A 14,381-nucleotide genomic window follows, 5' to 3' on the forward strand; every position below is an offset into this window, starting at 1 on the left:
GGAGGGAGACTGCGCCGCGCAGCGGCATGGTGAAGGGGGGGGGTCCACGAGCGGATATTGCGCGGCCGGCCCCAGCCACCATTCGCTCCGCGACTGGTCCCCCTCCCCCCGAGCGGGGAGGATTGAGGCTGTCCTACACGCCATCGTTCCCGCTATGTTCCCGCCTCCACCCTACCAGGAGGACGCATGATCGACGAGCTCATCGACGCGGTGATCGACCGCGAGGGCGGCTATGTCCGCCACCCCGCCGACCGCGGCGGCGCGACCCGCTACGGCATCACCGAGGCGGTCGCACGCGCCAACGGCTATGTCGGCGACATGCGCCAGTTCGCGCGCCCCGCCGCGATGGCGATCTACCGTCGCGCGTATTGGCAGCAGCCCGGCCTCGACCGCGTCGCGACGCGCGCGCCCAAGCTCGCCGCCGAGCTGTTTGACACCGGCGTCAACATGGGGCCGGCGACCGCGGTGACCTTCCTCCAGCGTGCGCTCAACGCGCTCAACCGCGGCGCGAGCGACTATCCCGACGTGCCGCTCGACGGTCGCGTCGGCCCGGCGACGCTCGCCGCGCTCGACCGCTTCCTCGCCACCCGCGGCACGGCGGCGCAGGCGGTGCTGGTCAAGGCGATCGACTCGCTCCAGGGCGAGCGCTACCTCTCGCTCGCCGAGAAGCGCCCCGCCGACGAGGCGTTCCTGTACGGCTGGCTCGCCCAGCGCGTCGGCTGAGGGGAGGCGCACATGGCACTTCTCGACGGACTCGTCGCGCCGGTCGCCGGCCTGCTCGACAAACTGATCCCCGACCCGCGCGCGCGCGAGGCTGCCAAGCTGGAGCTGCTGCGGCTCGAGGGCACGCAGGAGCTGGAGCAGGTCAAGGCGCAGCTCGCCGCGGTGGTCACCGAGGCGCAGTCGGCCGACCCCTGGACCAGCCGGGCACGCCCGAGCTTCCTCTACGTCATGTACGCACTGCTGTTGTGGAGCATCCCCATGGGGCTAATCGCGGCGACCCGGCCCGACATGGCGAGCGCCATCGCGCGCGGCATGAACGCCTATCTCGCGGGCTTGCCCGAGCCGCTCTACACGCTCTTCGCCACGGGTTATCTCGGCTACACCGTGGCGCGAGAGTGGGGCAAGGCGAAGGGGCGGTGACGGAGTAGCTCCTTCCCGCAAAGCGAGGAGTGGATCCGCTAGATCCTCCCCGCATGGCGGGGAGGGGGACCAGCTTCAGGCTGGTGGAGGGGGGCTTCCTCAGGCGTTGAGCTGCGTGGAGATCCCCCTCCACCACCGCTTCGCGGCAGTCCCCCTACCCGCCAAGCGGGGAGGATAAGCTCGACTTCACCCGTGTCGCGCCATGCGCTGCGGATCGGGGGGCAGGCGCATGTGCGCGCCGTGCGCCGCCTCGAGATAATGGGTCGCCATCTGGTAGTGCGCCTGGCAGACCGCTTGGCTCTGTGCCTCGGCGGCCAGCTTGAGTTCGGCCTCGGCGCGGCTCTGGAAATACAGCCGGTCCCTGTCGGTGATCATCGCTACTCACTCTCCGGCGCCCGCTATGCCGCGGTTCGCGTCGTCCTGCCACAGCGTGAGTCACCGATTTCGTCCTTTCCGGGCACACTTGCCGAGACCCCGCCACGGTCCCCATATCGCGCGGCATGAGCGGGAACGATCCACACGCCGCGCCGGTCTGGCACGGCACCACCATCCTATCGGTTCGACGCGGCGGCAAGGTCGTCGTGATCGGCGACGGCCAGGTCTCGATGGGCCAGACCGTGATGAAGCCCAACGCGCGCAAGGTGCGAACCTTGGGCGACGGCAAGGTGATCGGCGGCTTCGCGGGCGCGACCGCCGACGCCTTCACCTTGTTCGAACGGCTCGAGTCGAAGCTGGAGCGCCACGGCGGTCATCTGATGCGCGCCGCGGTCGAGCTGGCGAAGGACTGGCGCACCGACAAATACCTCCGCAACCTGGAGGCGATGATGATCGTCGCCGACAAGGAGGTGACGCTGATCCTCACCGGCAACGGCGACGTGCTCGAACCCGAGGCGGGGATCGCCGCGATCGGTTCTGGCGGCAATTACGCGCTCGCCGCGGCGCGCGCTTTGGTCGACTATGAGCAGGACGCCGAGACGATCTGCCGTCGCGCGATGGCGATCGCCGCGGAGGTATGCGTCTACACCAATGACCGGCTGACGATCGAGACGCTCGACAGCGCCAACTGAGCCGCGCGCGATACCGCGCAGCGACTCAACTTACTCAACATTCGCCGGCGAAGGCTTTGATTCCGCATGAATGATAATCTCACTCCGAAGGCGATCGTCGCCGCGCTCGACGCGCACATCATCGGCCAGAAGGAGGCCAAGCGCGCGGTCGCGGTGGCGCTGCGCAACCGCTGGCGGCGGCAGAAGCTGGCGCCCGACCTGCGCGACGAGGTGACGCCCAAGAACATCCTGATGATCGGGCCGACCGGCTGCGGCAAGACCGAGATCAGCCGCCGCCTCGCCAAGCTGGCCGACGCGCCGTTCGTCAAGGTGGAGGCGACCAAGTTCACCGAGGTCGGCTATGTCGGCCGCGACGTCGAGCAGATCGCGCGCGACCTGGTCGAGGAGGCGGTGCGACTCGAGAAGGAGCGCCGTCGCCTGGCGGTGAAGGACAAGGCCGAGGCCGCGGCGATGGACCGGCTGCTCGACGCGCTGGTGGGCAAGGACTCGAGCCAGGCGACGCGCGAGAGCTTCAAGCAGCGCTTCCGCGACGGCCATCTGTCCGAGACCGAGATCGAGCTGGAGCTCCAGCAGGCGCCGGCGATGCCGTTCGAGCTGCCCGGCGGGCAGGGGTCGGTCGGCATGATCAACCTGTCCGAGATGATGGGCAAGGCGTTCGGCGGCGGGCCGAAGCAGCGGCGCAAGCTGCTGGTGCCGGCGGCGTGGGAGAAATTGGTCGAGGAGGAGGCGGACAAGCGCCTCGACCAGGACGAGGTCAGCCGCGTCGCGCTCGCCGATGCCGAGGCCAACGGCATCGTCTTCCTCGACGAGATCGACAAGATCGCGGTGAGCGACGTGCGCGGCGGCTCGGTCAGCCGCGAGGGCGTGCAGCGCGACCTGCTGCCGCTGATCGAGGGCACCACCGTCTCGACCAAATACGGGCCGATGAAGACCGACCATATTCTCTTCATCGCGTCGGGCGCCTTCCATGTCGCCAAGCCGAGCGACCTGCTGCCCGAGCTGCAAGGTCGTCTGCCGATCCGCGTCGAGCTCAAGGGTCTGAGCGAGGACGATTTCGTCGCGATCCTGTCGGACACCAAGGCGTCGCTGCCAGCGCAGTATCGCGCGCTGATCGCGACCGAGGGGGTCGACGTCAGCTTCACCGAGGACGGCATCCGCGCGGTGGCGCGGATCGCGGCCGAGGTGAACGGCGAGATCGAGAACATCGGCGCGCGCCGGCTCCAGACCGTGATGGAGAAATTGCTCGAGGAGGTGAGCTTCGACGCCGAGGACCGCGCCGGCGAGGCGCTGGTGGTGGATGCGGCCTATGTCGACCAGCAGCTGGCGAGCGTGGCGCGCAACTCGGACCTCAGTCGCTTCGTGCTGTGAGGCGGAGTGAGGCGGGGCGCGGCGCGCGTGGAGGGTGCCCTCCCGGAGTATTACCCCGGCGAACGCCGGGGTCCAGTTGGGAAGGCCGGAATGAAAATCATTGACGTCCCCCATCTGGACCCCGGCGTCCGCCGGAGTGGTGGCTGGGGATTGTCTCGCGAGAGAGCGAGCGGTCGCGCCAGCGCCTAACCGGCCGCGATGATCGCGATCTGGCGGCCGTAGCCCGGCTCGCCGCGATGCGTCGCGCGGCGATAGCTGAAGAAGCGGCGCCCGTCGGCATAGGTGTCGAGCCCGAGTGTCTCGACCCGCACCACCCCCGCCGCGGCGAGCCGATGCGCGACATAGCCTTCGAGGTCGAAGCGCGCGTGCCCGGCGCGGCCGTCGGCGAAGAAGCGCTCGTTGGCCGCATCGTCGTCGAGGAAGCGCGTGCAGAAGCCCGCGTCCACCTCGTAGCTGGCGCGCGCGATGCACGGCCCGACCGACGCGACGATCCGCTCGCGCGACGCGCCCAGCGCCACCATCGCCGCGACGGTGGAGTCGGTCACCCCCGCGAGCGCCCCCTTCCACCCCGCGTGCGCCGCGCCGACCACGCCCGCGACCGGGTCAGCGAGCAGCACCGGGGCGCAGTCGGCGGTGACCACCCCCAGGGCCAGCCCCGGCGTCGCGGTGGCGAGCGCGTCGGCGCGGGGCCGCTCGGCGAAGGGGGCGTCGACCGTGACGCAGTCGGCCGAGTGGACCTGGTAAGGCGTCAGCAGACATGCGCCCGGCGCCACCGCCGCCAGCGCCGCCTCACGGTTGGCGGCGACGGCGGCGGGATCGTCGTCCGAGCCGATCCCGCAGTTGAGCCCGGCGTACAGCCCTTCCGAGACGCCGCTCACACGGCCGAGGAAGCCGTGCGGCACCGCGCCGAGCAGTCGGGCGCGGAAGGGCTGGGGCGCGATCACAGCGCCAAGCGCATGACGATGTCCTCGTCGGCGTGGTCGCCGACCATGAAATGGTAGGGGCCGACGTCCTCGAAGCCATATTTGGCGTAGAAGCGCCGCGCGCGGTGATTGTCGGTGAACACCGAGAGGTAGATCGCCTGGTGGCCGCGCGCGCGCGCCTCGGCCAGCGCCCATTCCATCATCTCGGGCCCGAGCCCCGAGCCCTGCCACGGCTGGAGCAGGTAGAATTGCCGCAGCTCTATCGCGCCCTCGGGCGGGGTGAAGGGCAGCTTGGGCGGGCCGAGCTTGATGTAACCCACCGCGACATGACCCATCTCGACGATCTGCACCGCATAGGCCGGATCGGCGACCTCGCGCGCCCAGTCCTCGGGCGTGTGCTGCTCGAGGAAGGTGGCGAGGTCGGCGGCCGAGTAGAGCGTGCCGAACGTCTCGGTGAAGGTGGCGCGCGCCACGCCGGCGAGGCTGGCCGCGTCCTTCACGGTGGCGGGACGGAGCGTCGGGCGCGGCATCATGCGAGGCCCGCCGGGCGCGGCCATTGGTCGTGAGTCACGGCAATCACCTTGAACAACTCCCCCATCTGTTCGACCAATCGGTCGCGATCCTGTGTTACCCGTTCGCCGAGCGCCGCGGCGCGCTGGTCGATCCCGAGCGCGCGCAGGAACGCGCCCTGCTCGACCGGCCCGGCGAGCCGCGCGCCCGAGGCGGTGGCGACCAGCCCCAGCGTCGCCACGTCGACGTGCGCGGTGAGGTCCTGCTCGCCCGGCGCCTCGAACGGGTTGGCGAAGGCGTGCGCGCGCACCGCCTGAAGCGTGTCGCCGATCGCCGGCCCTTCATAGCCATAGTCGATCACCAGCGCCGCGCCGCCCTGCGCGACGATCCGCGCGGCGAGATCGGCCATCACCGCGACGCTGGCGGGCGAGGTCTCGATCACCGCGCCCGGCGCAGCGTCGCGCAAGCTGGGCGGCACGATCGTGTCGGGTACGGCGGCGCCCGCGACCGGCACGAACAACGTGTCCTGGCACGCCACCAGCCGCTCGTGCCACGCGTCGCCGCGGCGGACCAGCTGGCGGATCGGCAGCGCGTCGAAGAACTCGTTCGCCACGACGAGGAGCGGGACGTCCTCGGGCAAGGTGTTGAGCGAATCGTGCCAGGTTGCGCCGGGCAGCCGCTCGGCCTGGGCCCTGCGCAAGGTCTCGCTGGTCTCGACCAGATGGACCTGCGGCGTCAGCCCCGCGCGCGCCATCACCCGCAGCGCGTCGGCGCTGAGCGTGCCGCGTCCCGGCCCAAGCTCGACCCAGGCGACCGCGGGGCGCCCGGCGCGGTCCCACAGGTCGGCCGCCCAGGCGCCGATCAGCTCGCCGAACATCTGGCTGATCTCGGGCGCGGTGGTGAAGTCGCCCGCCGCGCCAAGCGGGTCGCGCGTCGCGTAATAATGCGCGTTGGCGGCGGCCATGAACTGGCTGACCGGGATCGGCCCGCCCAGCGTGATCGCGCGCGCCAGCCGCTCGGCGAGCAGCGCGCTGCTCACGCCACGCTGTCCAGCCCGACCGTGGGCTCGACGCGCTGGCGACGGCGCGGCGCGGTGACGATCAGCGCTAGTCCCGCCAGGATCATCGGCACGCACAGCCACTGGCCCATGTGCAGCCCGGTCTGCTCGGCGAAGGCGCGCAGCTGCGCGTCGGGCTCGCGGAAGAACTCGACGGTGAAGCGCGCCACGCCGTAGCCGGCGAGGAACAGACCGACCAACTTGCCCGGCTGGTAGCGCGCGTCGGTGCGCCAGAAGAAGAACCAGAGCAGCAGGAACAAGGCGATCCCCTCGAGTCCCGCCTCGTAGAGCTGGCTCGGGTGCCGCGCCGGCTCGGGTACGCCGTAGGGGACGGTGCGCTCGAACACGATCGCCCAGGGCACGCTGGCGGGCTTGCCCCACAGCTCGCCGTTGACGAAGTTGGCGAGCCGCCCGAAGAACAGGCCGAAGGGCACCGCGCAGGCGACATAGTCGTGGACGCGCAGCCAGTTGAGCCCGTTCTTCCGGGCGAACCAGATGAGCCCGAGCGAGGTGCCGATCACGCCGCCGTGGAACGACATGCCGCCGTCCCACAGCCGCAGGATCGACAGCGGCCGCGTCAGCATTTCCGGCGCGTAGAACAGGACATAGCCGATCCGCCCGCCGAGGATGATCCCGAGCGTGGCGTAGAAGACGAGATCGTCGGCGTGGCGCCGCGCCATCGGCGCGCCGGGCTGGGCCAGCAATTTCAGCAGATACCACCAGCCGACGACGATGCCCGCGATATAAGCCAGACTATACCAGCGCAGCGTGAAGACGCCGATCGAGAAGACGTCGGGGTGCAGCCCGAGATCGGCGAAACGGACGTGGCCGGTGGCGGCGCCGGCACCCGGAGCAGCGGCGGCGAGGGCGGACAGGAACAAGGCTTTCCCCTTCTCAATGGCGCCTGCATAAGGGGAGGAAAGCACAAACCCAAGCGGAGAGAGTGATGGCTTCCGAGCTCGACCGGCGGATGGACGCGGTGATGGCGGCGCTGACCGGCGACGGTGGCCAGCTACCGCTCGGACAGGTCGAGCGTTTCGGCTGGACGCTGCCGTTCATCGCGGCCGCGCCGCCGACTCTGCCCGCCTATTTCGCGCATTTCTGCCAGCAGCACCGCGACGTCGAGTTCCTGGTTGCGGGTGACGAGCGGCTGAGCTTCTGCACCGTCCACGATCTTGCGAGTCGCGCCGCGCGCGCGCTGGTCGCGGGCTATGGCGTGCGCCGCGGCGACCGGGTGGCGATCGCGGCGCGCAACTCGCCGTCGTGGATCGTGCTGTACATGGCGATCATCATGGCGGGCGGCGTGGCGACGCTGCTCAACGGCTGGTGGCAGGCCGAGGAGATGGCCGCCGCGCTCGACGAGGTCGAGGTCGCGCTGGTCTTCGCCGACGCGCCGCGCGCGCGCCGGCTCGCCGCGATCCCGGGCGGCGCGGCGGTGCGGGTCGAGATCTTCGACGATCTCCAGCCGATCGAGACCGCGCTCGCCGAAGTGCTGGCGCATGCGGAGGACGATCTCGGCAATGGTGCCGGCGCGATGCTGCCCGCGCTGAACGGGGACGATCATGCCACGATCCTGTTCACCTCGGGTTCGACCGGTCGGTCGAAGGGGGCGCTGTCGACCCATCGTCAGGTGCTGCAGGGCACGTTCAATTTTCTTGCCTCGGCGCTGATGATGATGGGGATCGCGGCGCAGGACGGGGCTTTGACGGGGCTGCAACCCGCGACCCTGCTCAACCTGCCGCTGTTCCATGTCACGGCGATGGTGCCGACGTTGCTCCAGAGCTTCGCGATGGGGCGCAAGCTGGTGCTCATGCGCAAATGGGACGCCGAGGAGGCGATGCGGCTGATCGAACGCGAGAAGGTGACCTATTTCGTCGGCGTGCCGCTGATGAGCTACGAGATGGTCAACCATCCCGAGCGGGCGCGCTACGATCTGTCGACCGTCACCGACTTCGCCGCGGGTGGCGCGCCGCGCCCGGTCGAGCATGTCCGCCGGCTCGACGCCGAGCTGACCGGCGCGCCGCTGATCGGCTACGGTCTCACCGAGACCAACGCGATCGGCACCGGTAACTGGCGCAGCAACTATATCGCCAAGCCCGACAGCGCCGGGCGCGCCTCGGCGCCGCTGGTCGAGCTGGCGATCCTGGGCGACGACGGCACCGCGCTGGCGCCGGGTGCGACCGGCGAGATCGGCATTCGCTCGGCCGCCAATTTCCAGGAATATTGGGGCCGGCCCGACGATACCGCGGCGGCCTTCACCGCCGACGGCTTCTTCCGCACCGGCGACCTCGGCTATCTCGACGCGGACGGCTATCTCTTCATCGTCGACCGCAAGAAGGACATCATCATTCGCGGCGGCGAGAACATCAGCTGCCAGGAGGTCGAAGCGGCGCTGTACGCGCATCCGCTGGTGGCCGAGGCAGCGGTGTTCGGGCTGGCGGACGCGCGTTACGGCGAGGTGCCGGGCGCGGTGGTGCATCTGAGCGAGCCGGGCGGCGTGACGGGCGAGGACCTGCTCGCCTTTCTCGCGCAGCATGTCGCCGCCTTCAAGGTGCCCGCGCGGCTGTGGATCGAGGACGCACCGCTGCCACGGCTCGGGACCGAGAAGATCGACAAGATCACGCTGCGCCGCCGCTATCGCGCGGTCGCCGAGACGGAGGCCGCCGCGGCGGCGTGACAGGAAGCTCCTCCCCGCGAGGCGGGGACGGGGACCGCCCGGCGCAGCCGGGTGGTGGAGGGGGTTCTCCAGGAGCGTTGCGTCCGCGGACAGCCCGCTCCGTCAGCGCTTCGCGCTGCCACCTCCCCGGGCCGGGGAGGATTTTAGGACATCGTCACGCCACCAGCGCGCGCTCTGTATCTAGCCCCGCCTGCGCGATCAGCCGCTCGGTCGTGCCGCGTGCCGCACTGGCGTCGCCGTTGGCGATCGCCTCGAACAGTTCGCGGTGGAGCGGGATCGGGTCGCGGTACTGGAGCGGCACGCGATATTTGAAGAAGGTGGTCCAGCGTACCGCCGCGGCGATGCTGCTCGACAGGCTCACCAGCAGCTCGTTGCCCGTCGCCTCCAAGATCGCGGCGTGGAAGCGCTGGTCGGCGGTCTGCCCATCCTGCGTGCGCAGGCCCTGCTGCGCCATCACCTCCACGGCATGACCCATGCGCGACAGTTGCGCCGCGCTGCGCTGCACCGCGGCGAGCTCGGCGGCGGCGGGCTCGACGATCATACGCAGCTGGAACAGGCTGCGCACGAAGCCGAGTGAGGGCGCGCCCTCGAACATCCAGGCGAGCAGCTCGGGGTCGAGCAGATTCCACTGCGCGCGCTCGCGCACGCGCGTGCCGGCCTTGGGGCGGCTCTCGACCAGTCCCTTGGCACTCAGCATGCGCAGAGACTCACGGATGACGCTGCGCGACACGCCGAACTGGCCGGCCAGCTCGAGCTCGCCCGGCAACACTGTTCCGCTGGGAAACTCGCCCGTGACGATGGCGACCCCGAGCGTGCGCGCGAGCGTGACATGCGCGGGTCCTCGACGCTCTCCGTTCGCCACTGCTCGTCTCCCTCCCGGAACGACAGTCTAGGCCGTCGCGAACATGCAGCAAGCTAATTGTCTAACAATTTCGGGGGACCGGGCCTTCATCCACTCCGTCGCCCCGCACCTGTTCCGGAGATCGTTGCGACATTGCTCCAATTGCGTGTCGCGTATCCGTGTTCCGGCGGAGGCCGGGACGCAGGCCCGCACGAGACACGCATTATGATGTGGCTAACCCGTGCTCGTGCCTTCGCAGGAGCACAGGAAGGTCGCATTGATCCCGTTTGGCGCTCTCTTGTTCCGCTAAGGCTGGCGGGCGCGCGGCAAGATGGATCCCGTGAAAAGGTCCGGCATCATGGCGAGTGCTGGGTTAGAGGTGACGCATCACGCCGCCACGAGCGCGGCCTCGGTCGCGGCGATCCAACCGCCACCCAGCACGCGATCGCCGTCGTACAGCACCGCCGCCTGGCCCGGCGCCACGCCATATTCGGGCGAGTCGAACACCAACCGGTCGCGGTCGAGCCGCGCCGGCACCGGCTTGGCCATCGAGCGCACCTTGGCGGTGAGCGCACCCTGCAACGGCCCGAGCACGTTCATCCGCTCGAGCCGCGCCGCCGCGACCGCGAGCGCCGCGCGCGGGCCGACCACGACGCGCTGCGCCGCCGGCTCGAGCCGCACGACGTAGAGCGGCTCGACGCTGCCGCCGATTTCGAGCCCGCGGCGCTGGCCGACGGTGTAATGGACCAACCCGCGATGCTCGCCCAGCTTGCGCCCGGCGAGGTCGACGATGTCGCCGGCCGTCGCCGCCGCGGGGCGCAGCTTCTTGACGAGTCCGGCATAGTCGCCGTCGGGGACGAAGCAGATGTCCTGGCTGTCGGGCTTGTCAGCGACGAGCAGCCCCATGTCGGTCGCGATCGCGCGGACGCGCGGCTTGGGCAGCGCGCCGAGCGGGAAGCGCAGATAATCGAGCTGCGCCTGTGTCGTCGCGAACAGGAAATAGCTTTGGTCGCGCGCCGGATCGGCGGCGCGGTGCAGCTCCGCGCCGCCCGCGCCGATGACGCGGCGGACATAATGGCCGGTGGCGAGGCAGTCGGCACCGAGATCGCGCGCGAGCGCTAGCAGATCGGTGAATTTGGGACCCATGTTGCACTGGACGCACGGGATCGGCGTGCGCCCGGCAAGATAATCGTCGGCGAACTGGTCGATCACACCGGTGCGGAAGCTGCTCTCATGATCGAAGACGTAGTGCGCGATGCCGAGCCGATCAGCGACCGCACGCGCGTCGCGGATGTCGCGCCCGGCGCAACAGGCGCCCGCGCGTTTCGTCGCCTCGCCATGATCGTAGAGCTGGAGCGTGACGCCGATCACCTCTGCACCGCTGCGCGCGGCGAGCGCGGCGACGACCGAGCTGTCGACCCCGCCCGACATCGCCACGACGATGCGCCGCGCGCCGGGCGCGAGCTGGAAATCCACGCTGTCCATGATGCGCCAGCGGATACTCCCTCCGGGCCCGCCGCGTAAACCGAAATGAACGAAGCGTTGCGGCGCACTTTACGCGACCTTCAGACCATCGGCGCTACAGCAGCCAGCATGTCACTCGAACCGACCCATAACGACCCTCCGCTGCTCACCGCGCTGCGCCAGCGCCAGCTCGCGTCGCGTACCGCCCAGGTCGCGCGTGCGCTCGACACGGCGCCGGGCGAGCGCGGCGCGAGCGGCACGTTCAACGCCACCGCCGCCGCCGTTTTGAGTGACTGGAGCAGGCGTGAATAACGCGTTTACCGGTCCACTTTAGAGCGTGTTCAACCAGCGTCCGTTACGGAAGAGACACAACAAGGGTCCAACGTAGCGAGGGGGAAAACCCCCGGAACCGAGGTAAGGAATGATCGAGAACCAGAAAATCCGTCCGGCCAAGGTGATCGGCCCGCTCGGCGAGCCGCTCACGCTTGATTCGCTGCCGCCGGCGGACACCACCCGCTGGGTGGTGCGGCGCAAGGCGGAGGTGGTCGCCGCCGTCAACGGCGGCCTGCTGTCCGTCGACGAGGTGTGCCAGCGCTATGGCCTGACGGTGGAGGAATTCGCCGGCTGGCAGCGTGCGATCGATCGATCGGGCATGCCGGGGCTGCGCGTGACGCGGATTCAGCACTATAAGACGCTTTACGAGCGACAGCAGAACTTCTAACGCCGACGTCCCATTTTCAGAATTACGGGGCCGGAACAATGCGCCGGCCTCGTGAGTATTCCCCGGCAGAGCCCGTCACCGTGTGGGCGTATCGCAGGGGAGTAACATCATGGGTATCATCATCTGGCTCGTCATCGGCGGTGTCATCGGCTGGCTCGCCAGCATCATCATGCGCACCGATGCGCAGCAGGGCATCTTCCTGAACATCATCGTCGGCGTGGTGGGTGCGTTCCTCGGTGGCCTGCTGTTCACCGGCGGCTCGATCAACAACGCCCCGCTCACGATCTACTCGTTCCTGGTCTCGCTGGTCGGCGCGGTCGTGCTGCTCGCGATCGTCAACCTGGTCCGTCGCGGCCGGGTGCGCTGAGCGCCTGAGCGCTGAGCCGGCGTCGCACCTGCGGCGCGCGCTGAGCTGATCGAGGCGGTCGCCCTTCGCGGGGCGGCCGCCTCTCTCGTTTGGGAACAATCCTCCCGGCGAGCGGGGAGGATCTTGCCGACCTGCTATCGGCTTGAAACCTTGCCCCGCCCTCTCACTTCAGCAGAAAGCGCACGTTGAGCGTCGCGCTCAGCTCACTCTCGCCCGGCAGCACCGCGCTGTCGGCGGCCGCGGGCCCCGCCGCCATACGCATTTGCGTGAACGGGCGCGGCGGCTCACCATCGCTTTCGCCGGCCTCGCCGATCGATACGATCCGCGCCACCGTCAGCCCGGCCGCCTTGGCATAGAGCGTCGCCCGCGCCCGCGCGCGCGCCACCGCATCCGCGCGCGCCTCGTCGAGCGCACCCGCCGCGTCGGCGAGCGACAACGTCGGCCCGTCGATCTGGTTGGCGCCGGCGCGCACCAAAGCGTCGAGTACCGGCCCCGCCTTGGCGACGTCGCGGAAACGCACCGTCACCGCGTTGCTCGCCTGATAGCCAGTGATCGCGGGCGGCTGGTTCTCGGCGTAGCGATATTGCGGCGAGAGCGCGACGCGATTGGTGGCGATGTCGCGCGGCGCAATCCCGGCCTTCTTCAGCGCGGCCACCACCGCGGCCATGCGGTCGGCGTTCTGTTGCATCGCGGTCGCGGCGACCGCGTCCTGCGTCACCACGCCCGCGCGCACGGTGGCGAGATCGGGCACGCGCGAGACCTTGCCGACTGCGGTGACGTCAAGGATCGTGCCCTCGGGCACCACCGTCGCCATCGGCAGCGGCGCCTGCGCGCTCGCCATGACGGGTGGCGTAGCGAGCGACAACGCCAAGCCAACCAATGCCCGATTCATCTTCCCAGCCTCCCACAGTTCAACAACTTGCGCTGTGTTAGACCGCGATGAAACGCAAGCTGAACGCGATAACCTACGTTGTCGCTTGCACAAAATGTCGCGCTCGGGCAGCGCCGGACTTGTACGCGGTGATGTATGCGGGTAATACACGCCGGCCGGAGGGGGATGGATGACGTACGAGGCTGGTACTCTGCAGGGCGAGCAGCTGATGATCGAGGACGGCACGCCGCGGCGTCGGCGTCGCTGGATCCTGATCGCCGGCATCGCGCTGCTCGTCGCCGCGCTCGCCGGCTATTTCCTCACACGCCACAAGGACGTGCCGCACGCCGCGCCGGCCGACCAGGCGCCCACCGTCACCGTGCTGGTGCCGGGCGCGGCGGCGGTGGCGCGTCAGGTCAGCGCGACCGGCTCGCTCGCCGCCAAACGCGAGATGCCGGTCGGCGTCGCGGGCGAGGGCGGCATGGTCAGCCGCGTTCTGGTCGAGCCCGGCCAATGGGTTCAGGCCGGGCAGGTGCTCGCCACGATCGACCGCTCGGTGCAGGTGCAGACCGCCGAGTCGCTCGCCTCGCAGATCGCGGTGGCGCGCTCCGATGTGGTGCTGGCGCAGGCTGAGCTGGAGCGCGCGCAGAGCCTGGTCGACCGCGGCTTCATCTCCAAGGCGGACGTGCAGCGCCGCATCGCCACGCGCGACGCCGCCGCGGCGCGGCTCAAGGTGGCGGGCGCGACCTATTCGGAGCAGCGCGCGCGCAACGCCCGGCTCGACATCCGCGCGCCCGCCAAAGGTCTCATCCTGACCCGCGGCGTCGAGCCGGGGCAGATCGTCAGCTCGGCCTCGGGCACGCTGTTCCGCATGGCGCGCGACGGCGAGATGGAGATGCGCGCGCAGCTCGCCGAGAACGACCTGCAGGGCGTCCGTGTCGGCTCCGCGGCGCAGGTGACGCCGGTCGGCGACACGCGCTCCTTCGCCGGGCGGGTATGGCAGATCGCGCCGGTGATCGACACGCAGACGCGTCAGGGCATCGCGCGCATCCAGCTCAGCTATGACCCGGCGCTGCGCCCGGGCGGCTTCGCCTCGGCGACGATCACCGCGGGCGCGGAGAGCGAGCCGTCGCTGCCGCAATCCGCTTTGCTGAGCGACGACCGCGGCAATTACGTGTACATCATCGACGCCGAGGATCGCGCGCAGCGTCGCGACGTGAAGCTCGGCACGGTGACCGAGGATCGGGTTGCGATCGCCAGCGGGCTCAAGGGCGACGAGCGCGTGGTGCAGTCGGCGGGCGCGTTCCTCAACCCTGGCCAGAAGGTCAAACCGGTGCGGGCGCGAGTCGCGGGCCAGTAGAGCGGGATCAAG

Annotated in this window: 17 protein-coding genes; 9 read left to right on the forward strand and 8 right to left on the reverse strand. The window is 69.9% G+C overall.

Features of this window, described 5'->3' with window-relative positions; all coding sequences use genetic code 11:
* Nucleotides 1-186 precede the first annotated feature (186 nt).
* Complete coding sequence (locus QBJ89_RS17985; RefSeq protein WP_277981850.1) at nt 187-723, forward strand: glycoside hydrolase family 108 protein; 537 nt, start codon at nt 187-189, stop codon at nt 721-723.
* A 12-nt stretch (nt 724-735) separates the two neighbouring features.
* Nucleotides 736-1,143 carry a holin family protein gene (locus QBJ89_RS17990; RefSeq protein ID WP_277981851.1) on the forward strand — a complete coding sequence of 136 codons (408 nt, stop codon included), beginning with the start codon at nt 736-738 and terminating at the stop codon, nt 1,141-1,143.
* A gap of 186 nt (nt 1,144-1,329) precedes the next feature.
* Here QBJ89_RS17990 and QBJ89_RS17995 read toward each other — a convergent pair whose 3' ends face one another.
* The gene (locus QBJ89_RS17995) at nt 1,330-1,518 is read right to left on the reverse strand and encodes a hypothetical protein (RefSeq protein WP_223011922.1); all 189 of its coding nucleotides are present in this window, start codon (nt 1,516-1,518) and stop codon (nt 1,330-1,332) included.
* A 125-nt stretch (nt 1,519-1,643) separates the two neighbouring features.
* Here QBJ89_RS17995 and hslV point away from each other — a divergent pair, with 125 nt between their 5' ends.
* Nucleotides 1,644-2,210, forward strand: coding sequence for an ATP-dependent protease subunit HslV (hslV, locus tag QBJ89_RS18000; protein WP_223011923.1), 567 nt, complete (start codon nt 1,644-1,646; stop codon nt 2,208-2,210).
* Nucleotides 2,211-2,276: 66 nt separating this feature from the next.
* On the forward strand, nt 2,277-3,578 hold the full coding sequence (gene hslU / locus QBJ89_RS18005; protein ID WP_277981852.1) for an ATP-dependent protease ATPase subunit HslU: 1,302 nt from the start codon (nt 2,277-2,279) through the stop codon (nt 3,576-3,578).
* 185 nt (nt 3,579-3,763) lie between these two features.
* Here the strand turns inward: hslU and pgeF are convergent, their stop codons facing one another.
* Genes pgeF through lgt form a run of 4 tightly spaced genes read right to left on the reverse strand, consistent with a single transcriptional unit; the run spans nt 3,764 to nt 6,949 of the window.
* Nucleotides 3,764-4,522, reverse strand: a complete 759-nt coding sequence (gene pgeF, locus QBJ89_RS18010; protein WP_277981853.1) for a peptidoglycan editing factor PgeF — start codon at nt 4,520-4,522, stop codon at nt 3,764-3,766.
* Nucleotides 4,519-5,034, reverse strand: a complete 516-nt coding sequence (locus tag QBJ89_RS18015; RefSeq protein ID WP_277981854.1) for a GNAT family N-acetyltransferase — start codon at nt 5,032-5,034, stop codon at nt 4,519-4,521. Before QBJ89_RS18015 ends, pgeF begins: the two co-directional genes overlap by 4 nt.
* The gene (locus QBJ89_RS18020; RefSeq protein WP_431522553.1) at nt 5,031-6,050 is read right to left on the reverse strand and encodes a class I SAM-dependent methyltransferase; all 1,020 of its coding nucleotides are present in this window, start codon (nt 6,048-6,050) and stop codon (nt 5,031-5,033) included. The genes QBJ89_RS18015 and QBJ89_RS18020 overlap by 4 nt, the downstream gene beginning before the upstream one ends.
* Nucleotides 6,047-6,949 (reverse strand): prolipoprotein diacylglyceryl transferase, encoded by a 903-nt coding sequence (gene lgt / locus QBJ89_RS18025; protein ID WP_277981855.1) that lies wholly within the window; start codon nt 6,947-6,949, stop codon nt 6,047-6,049. Before lgt ends, QBJ89_RS18020 begins: the two co-directional genes overlap by 4 nt.
* Before the next feature lie 65 nt (nt 6,950-7,014).
* On the opposite strand from lgt, the gene QBJ89_RS18030 reads away from it, so the two are divergent.
* On the forward strand, nt 7,015-8,745 hold the full coding sequence (locus tag QBJ89_RS18030) for a class I adenylate-forming enzyme family protein (RefSeq protein WP_277981856.1): 1,731 nt from the start codon (nt 7,015-7,017) through the stop codon (nt 8,743-8,745).
* A gap of 154 nt (nt 8,746-8,899) precedes the next feature.
* Here the strand turns inward: QBJ89_RS18030 and QBJ89_RS18035 are convergent, their stop codons facing one another.
* Both QBJ89_RS18035 and mnmA read right to left on the reverse strand, forming a co-directional pair.
* Nucleotides 8,900-9,607 carry a FadR/GntR family transcriptional regulator gene (locus QBJ89_RS18035; RefSeq protein ID WP_277981857.1) on the reverse strand — a complete coding sequence of 236 codons (708 nt, stop codon included), beginning with the start codon at nt 9,605-9,607 and terminating at the stop codon, nt 8,900-8,902.
* Between the two features lie 366 nt (nt 9,608-9,973).
* Nucleotides 9,974-11,071, reverse strand: a complete 1,098-nt coding sequence (gene mnmA / locus QBJ89_RS18040; RefSeq protein WP_277981858.1) for a tRNA 2-thiouridine(34) synthase MnmA — start codon at nt 11,069-11,071, stop codon at nt 9,974-9,976.
* 45 nt (nt 11,072-11,116) lie between these two features.
* Between mnmA and QBJ89_RS18045 the strand changes: the two genes are divergently transcribed.
* The 3 genes from QBJ89_RS18045 (at nt 11,117) to QBJ89_RS18055 (ending at nt 12,138) form a co-directional block, all read left to right on the forward strand.
* Nucleotides 11,117-11,362 carry a hypothetical protein gene (locus tag QBJ89_RS18045; protein WP_277981859.1) on the forward strand — a complete coding sequence of 82 codons (246 nt, stop codon included), beginning with the start codon at nt 11,117-11,119 and terminating at the stop codon, nt 11,360-11,362.
* Between the two features lie 109 nt (nt 11,363-11,471).
* Nucleotides 11,472-11,771 carry a DUF1153 domain-containing protein gene (locus tag QBJ89_RS18050; RefSeq protein ID WP_183921615.1) on the forward strand — a complete coding sequence of 100 codons (300 nt, stop codon included), beginning with the start codon at nt 11,472-11,474 and terminating at the stop codon, nt 11,769-11,771.
* 109 nt (nt 11,772-11,880) lie between these two features.
* Nucleotides 11,881-12,138, forward strand: a complete 258-nt coding sequence (locus tag QBJ89_RS18055) for a GlsB/YeaQ/YmgE family stress response membrane protein (RefSeq protein ID WP_277981860.1) — start codon at nt 11,881-11,883, stop codon at nt 12,136-12,138.
* Between the two features lie 163 nt (nt 12,139-12,301).
* Here QBJ89_RS18055 and QBJ89_RS18060 read toward each other — a convergent pair whose 3' ends face one another.
* Nucleotides 12,302-12,979, reverse strand: a complete 678-nt coding sequence (locus tag QBJ89_RS18060; protein WP_277981861.1) for an SIMPL domain-containing protein — start codon at nt 12,977-12,979, stop codon at nt 12,302-12,304.
* Nucleotides 12,980-13,199: 220 nt separating this feature from the next.
* Here QBJ89_RS18060 and QBJ89_RS18065 point away from each other — a divergent pair, with 220 nt between their 5' ends.
* On the forward strand, nt 13,200-14,369 hold the full coding sequence (locus tag QBJ89_RS18065; protein ID WP_277981862.1) for an efflux RND transporter periplasmic adaptor subunit: 1,170 nt from the start codon (nt 13,200-13,202) through the stop codon (nt 14,367-14,369).
* Nucleotides 14,370-14,381: the final 12 nt, after the last annotated feature.

This window comes from Sphingomonas phyllosphaerae, from assembly GCF_029623345.1.
GTDB classification, from domain to species: Bacteria; Pseudomonadota; Alphaproteobacteria; order Sphingomonadales; family Sphingomonadaceae; genus Sphingomonas; species Sphingomonas phyllosphaerae_C.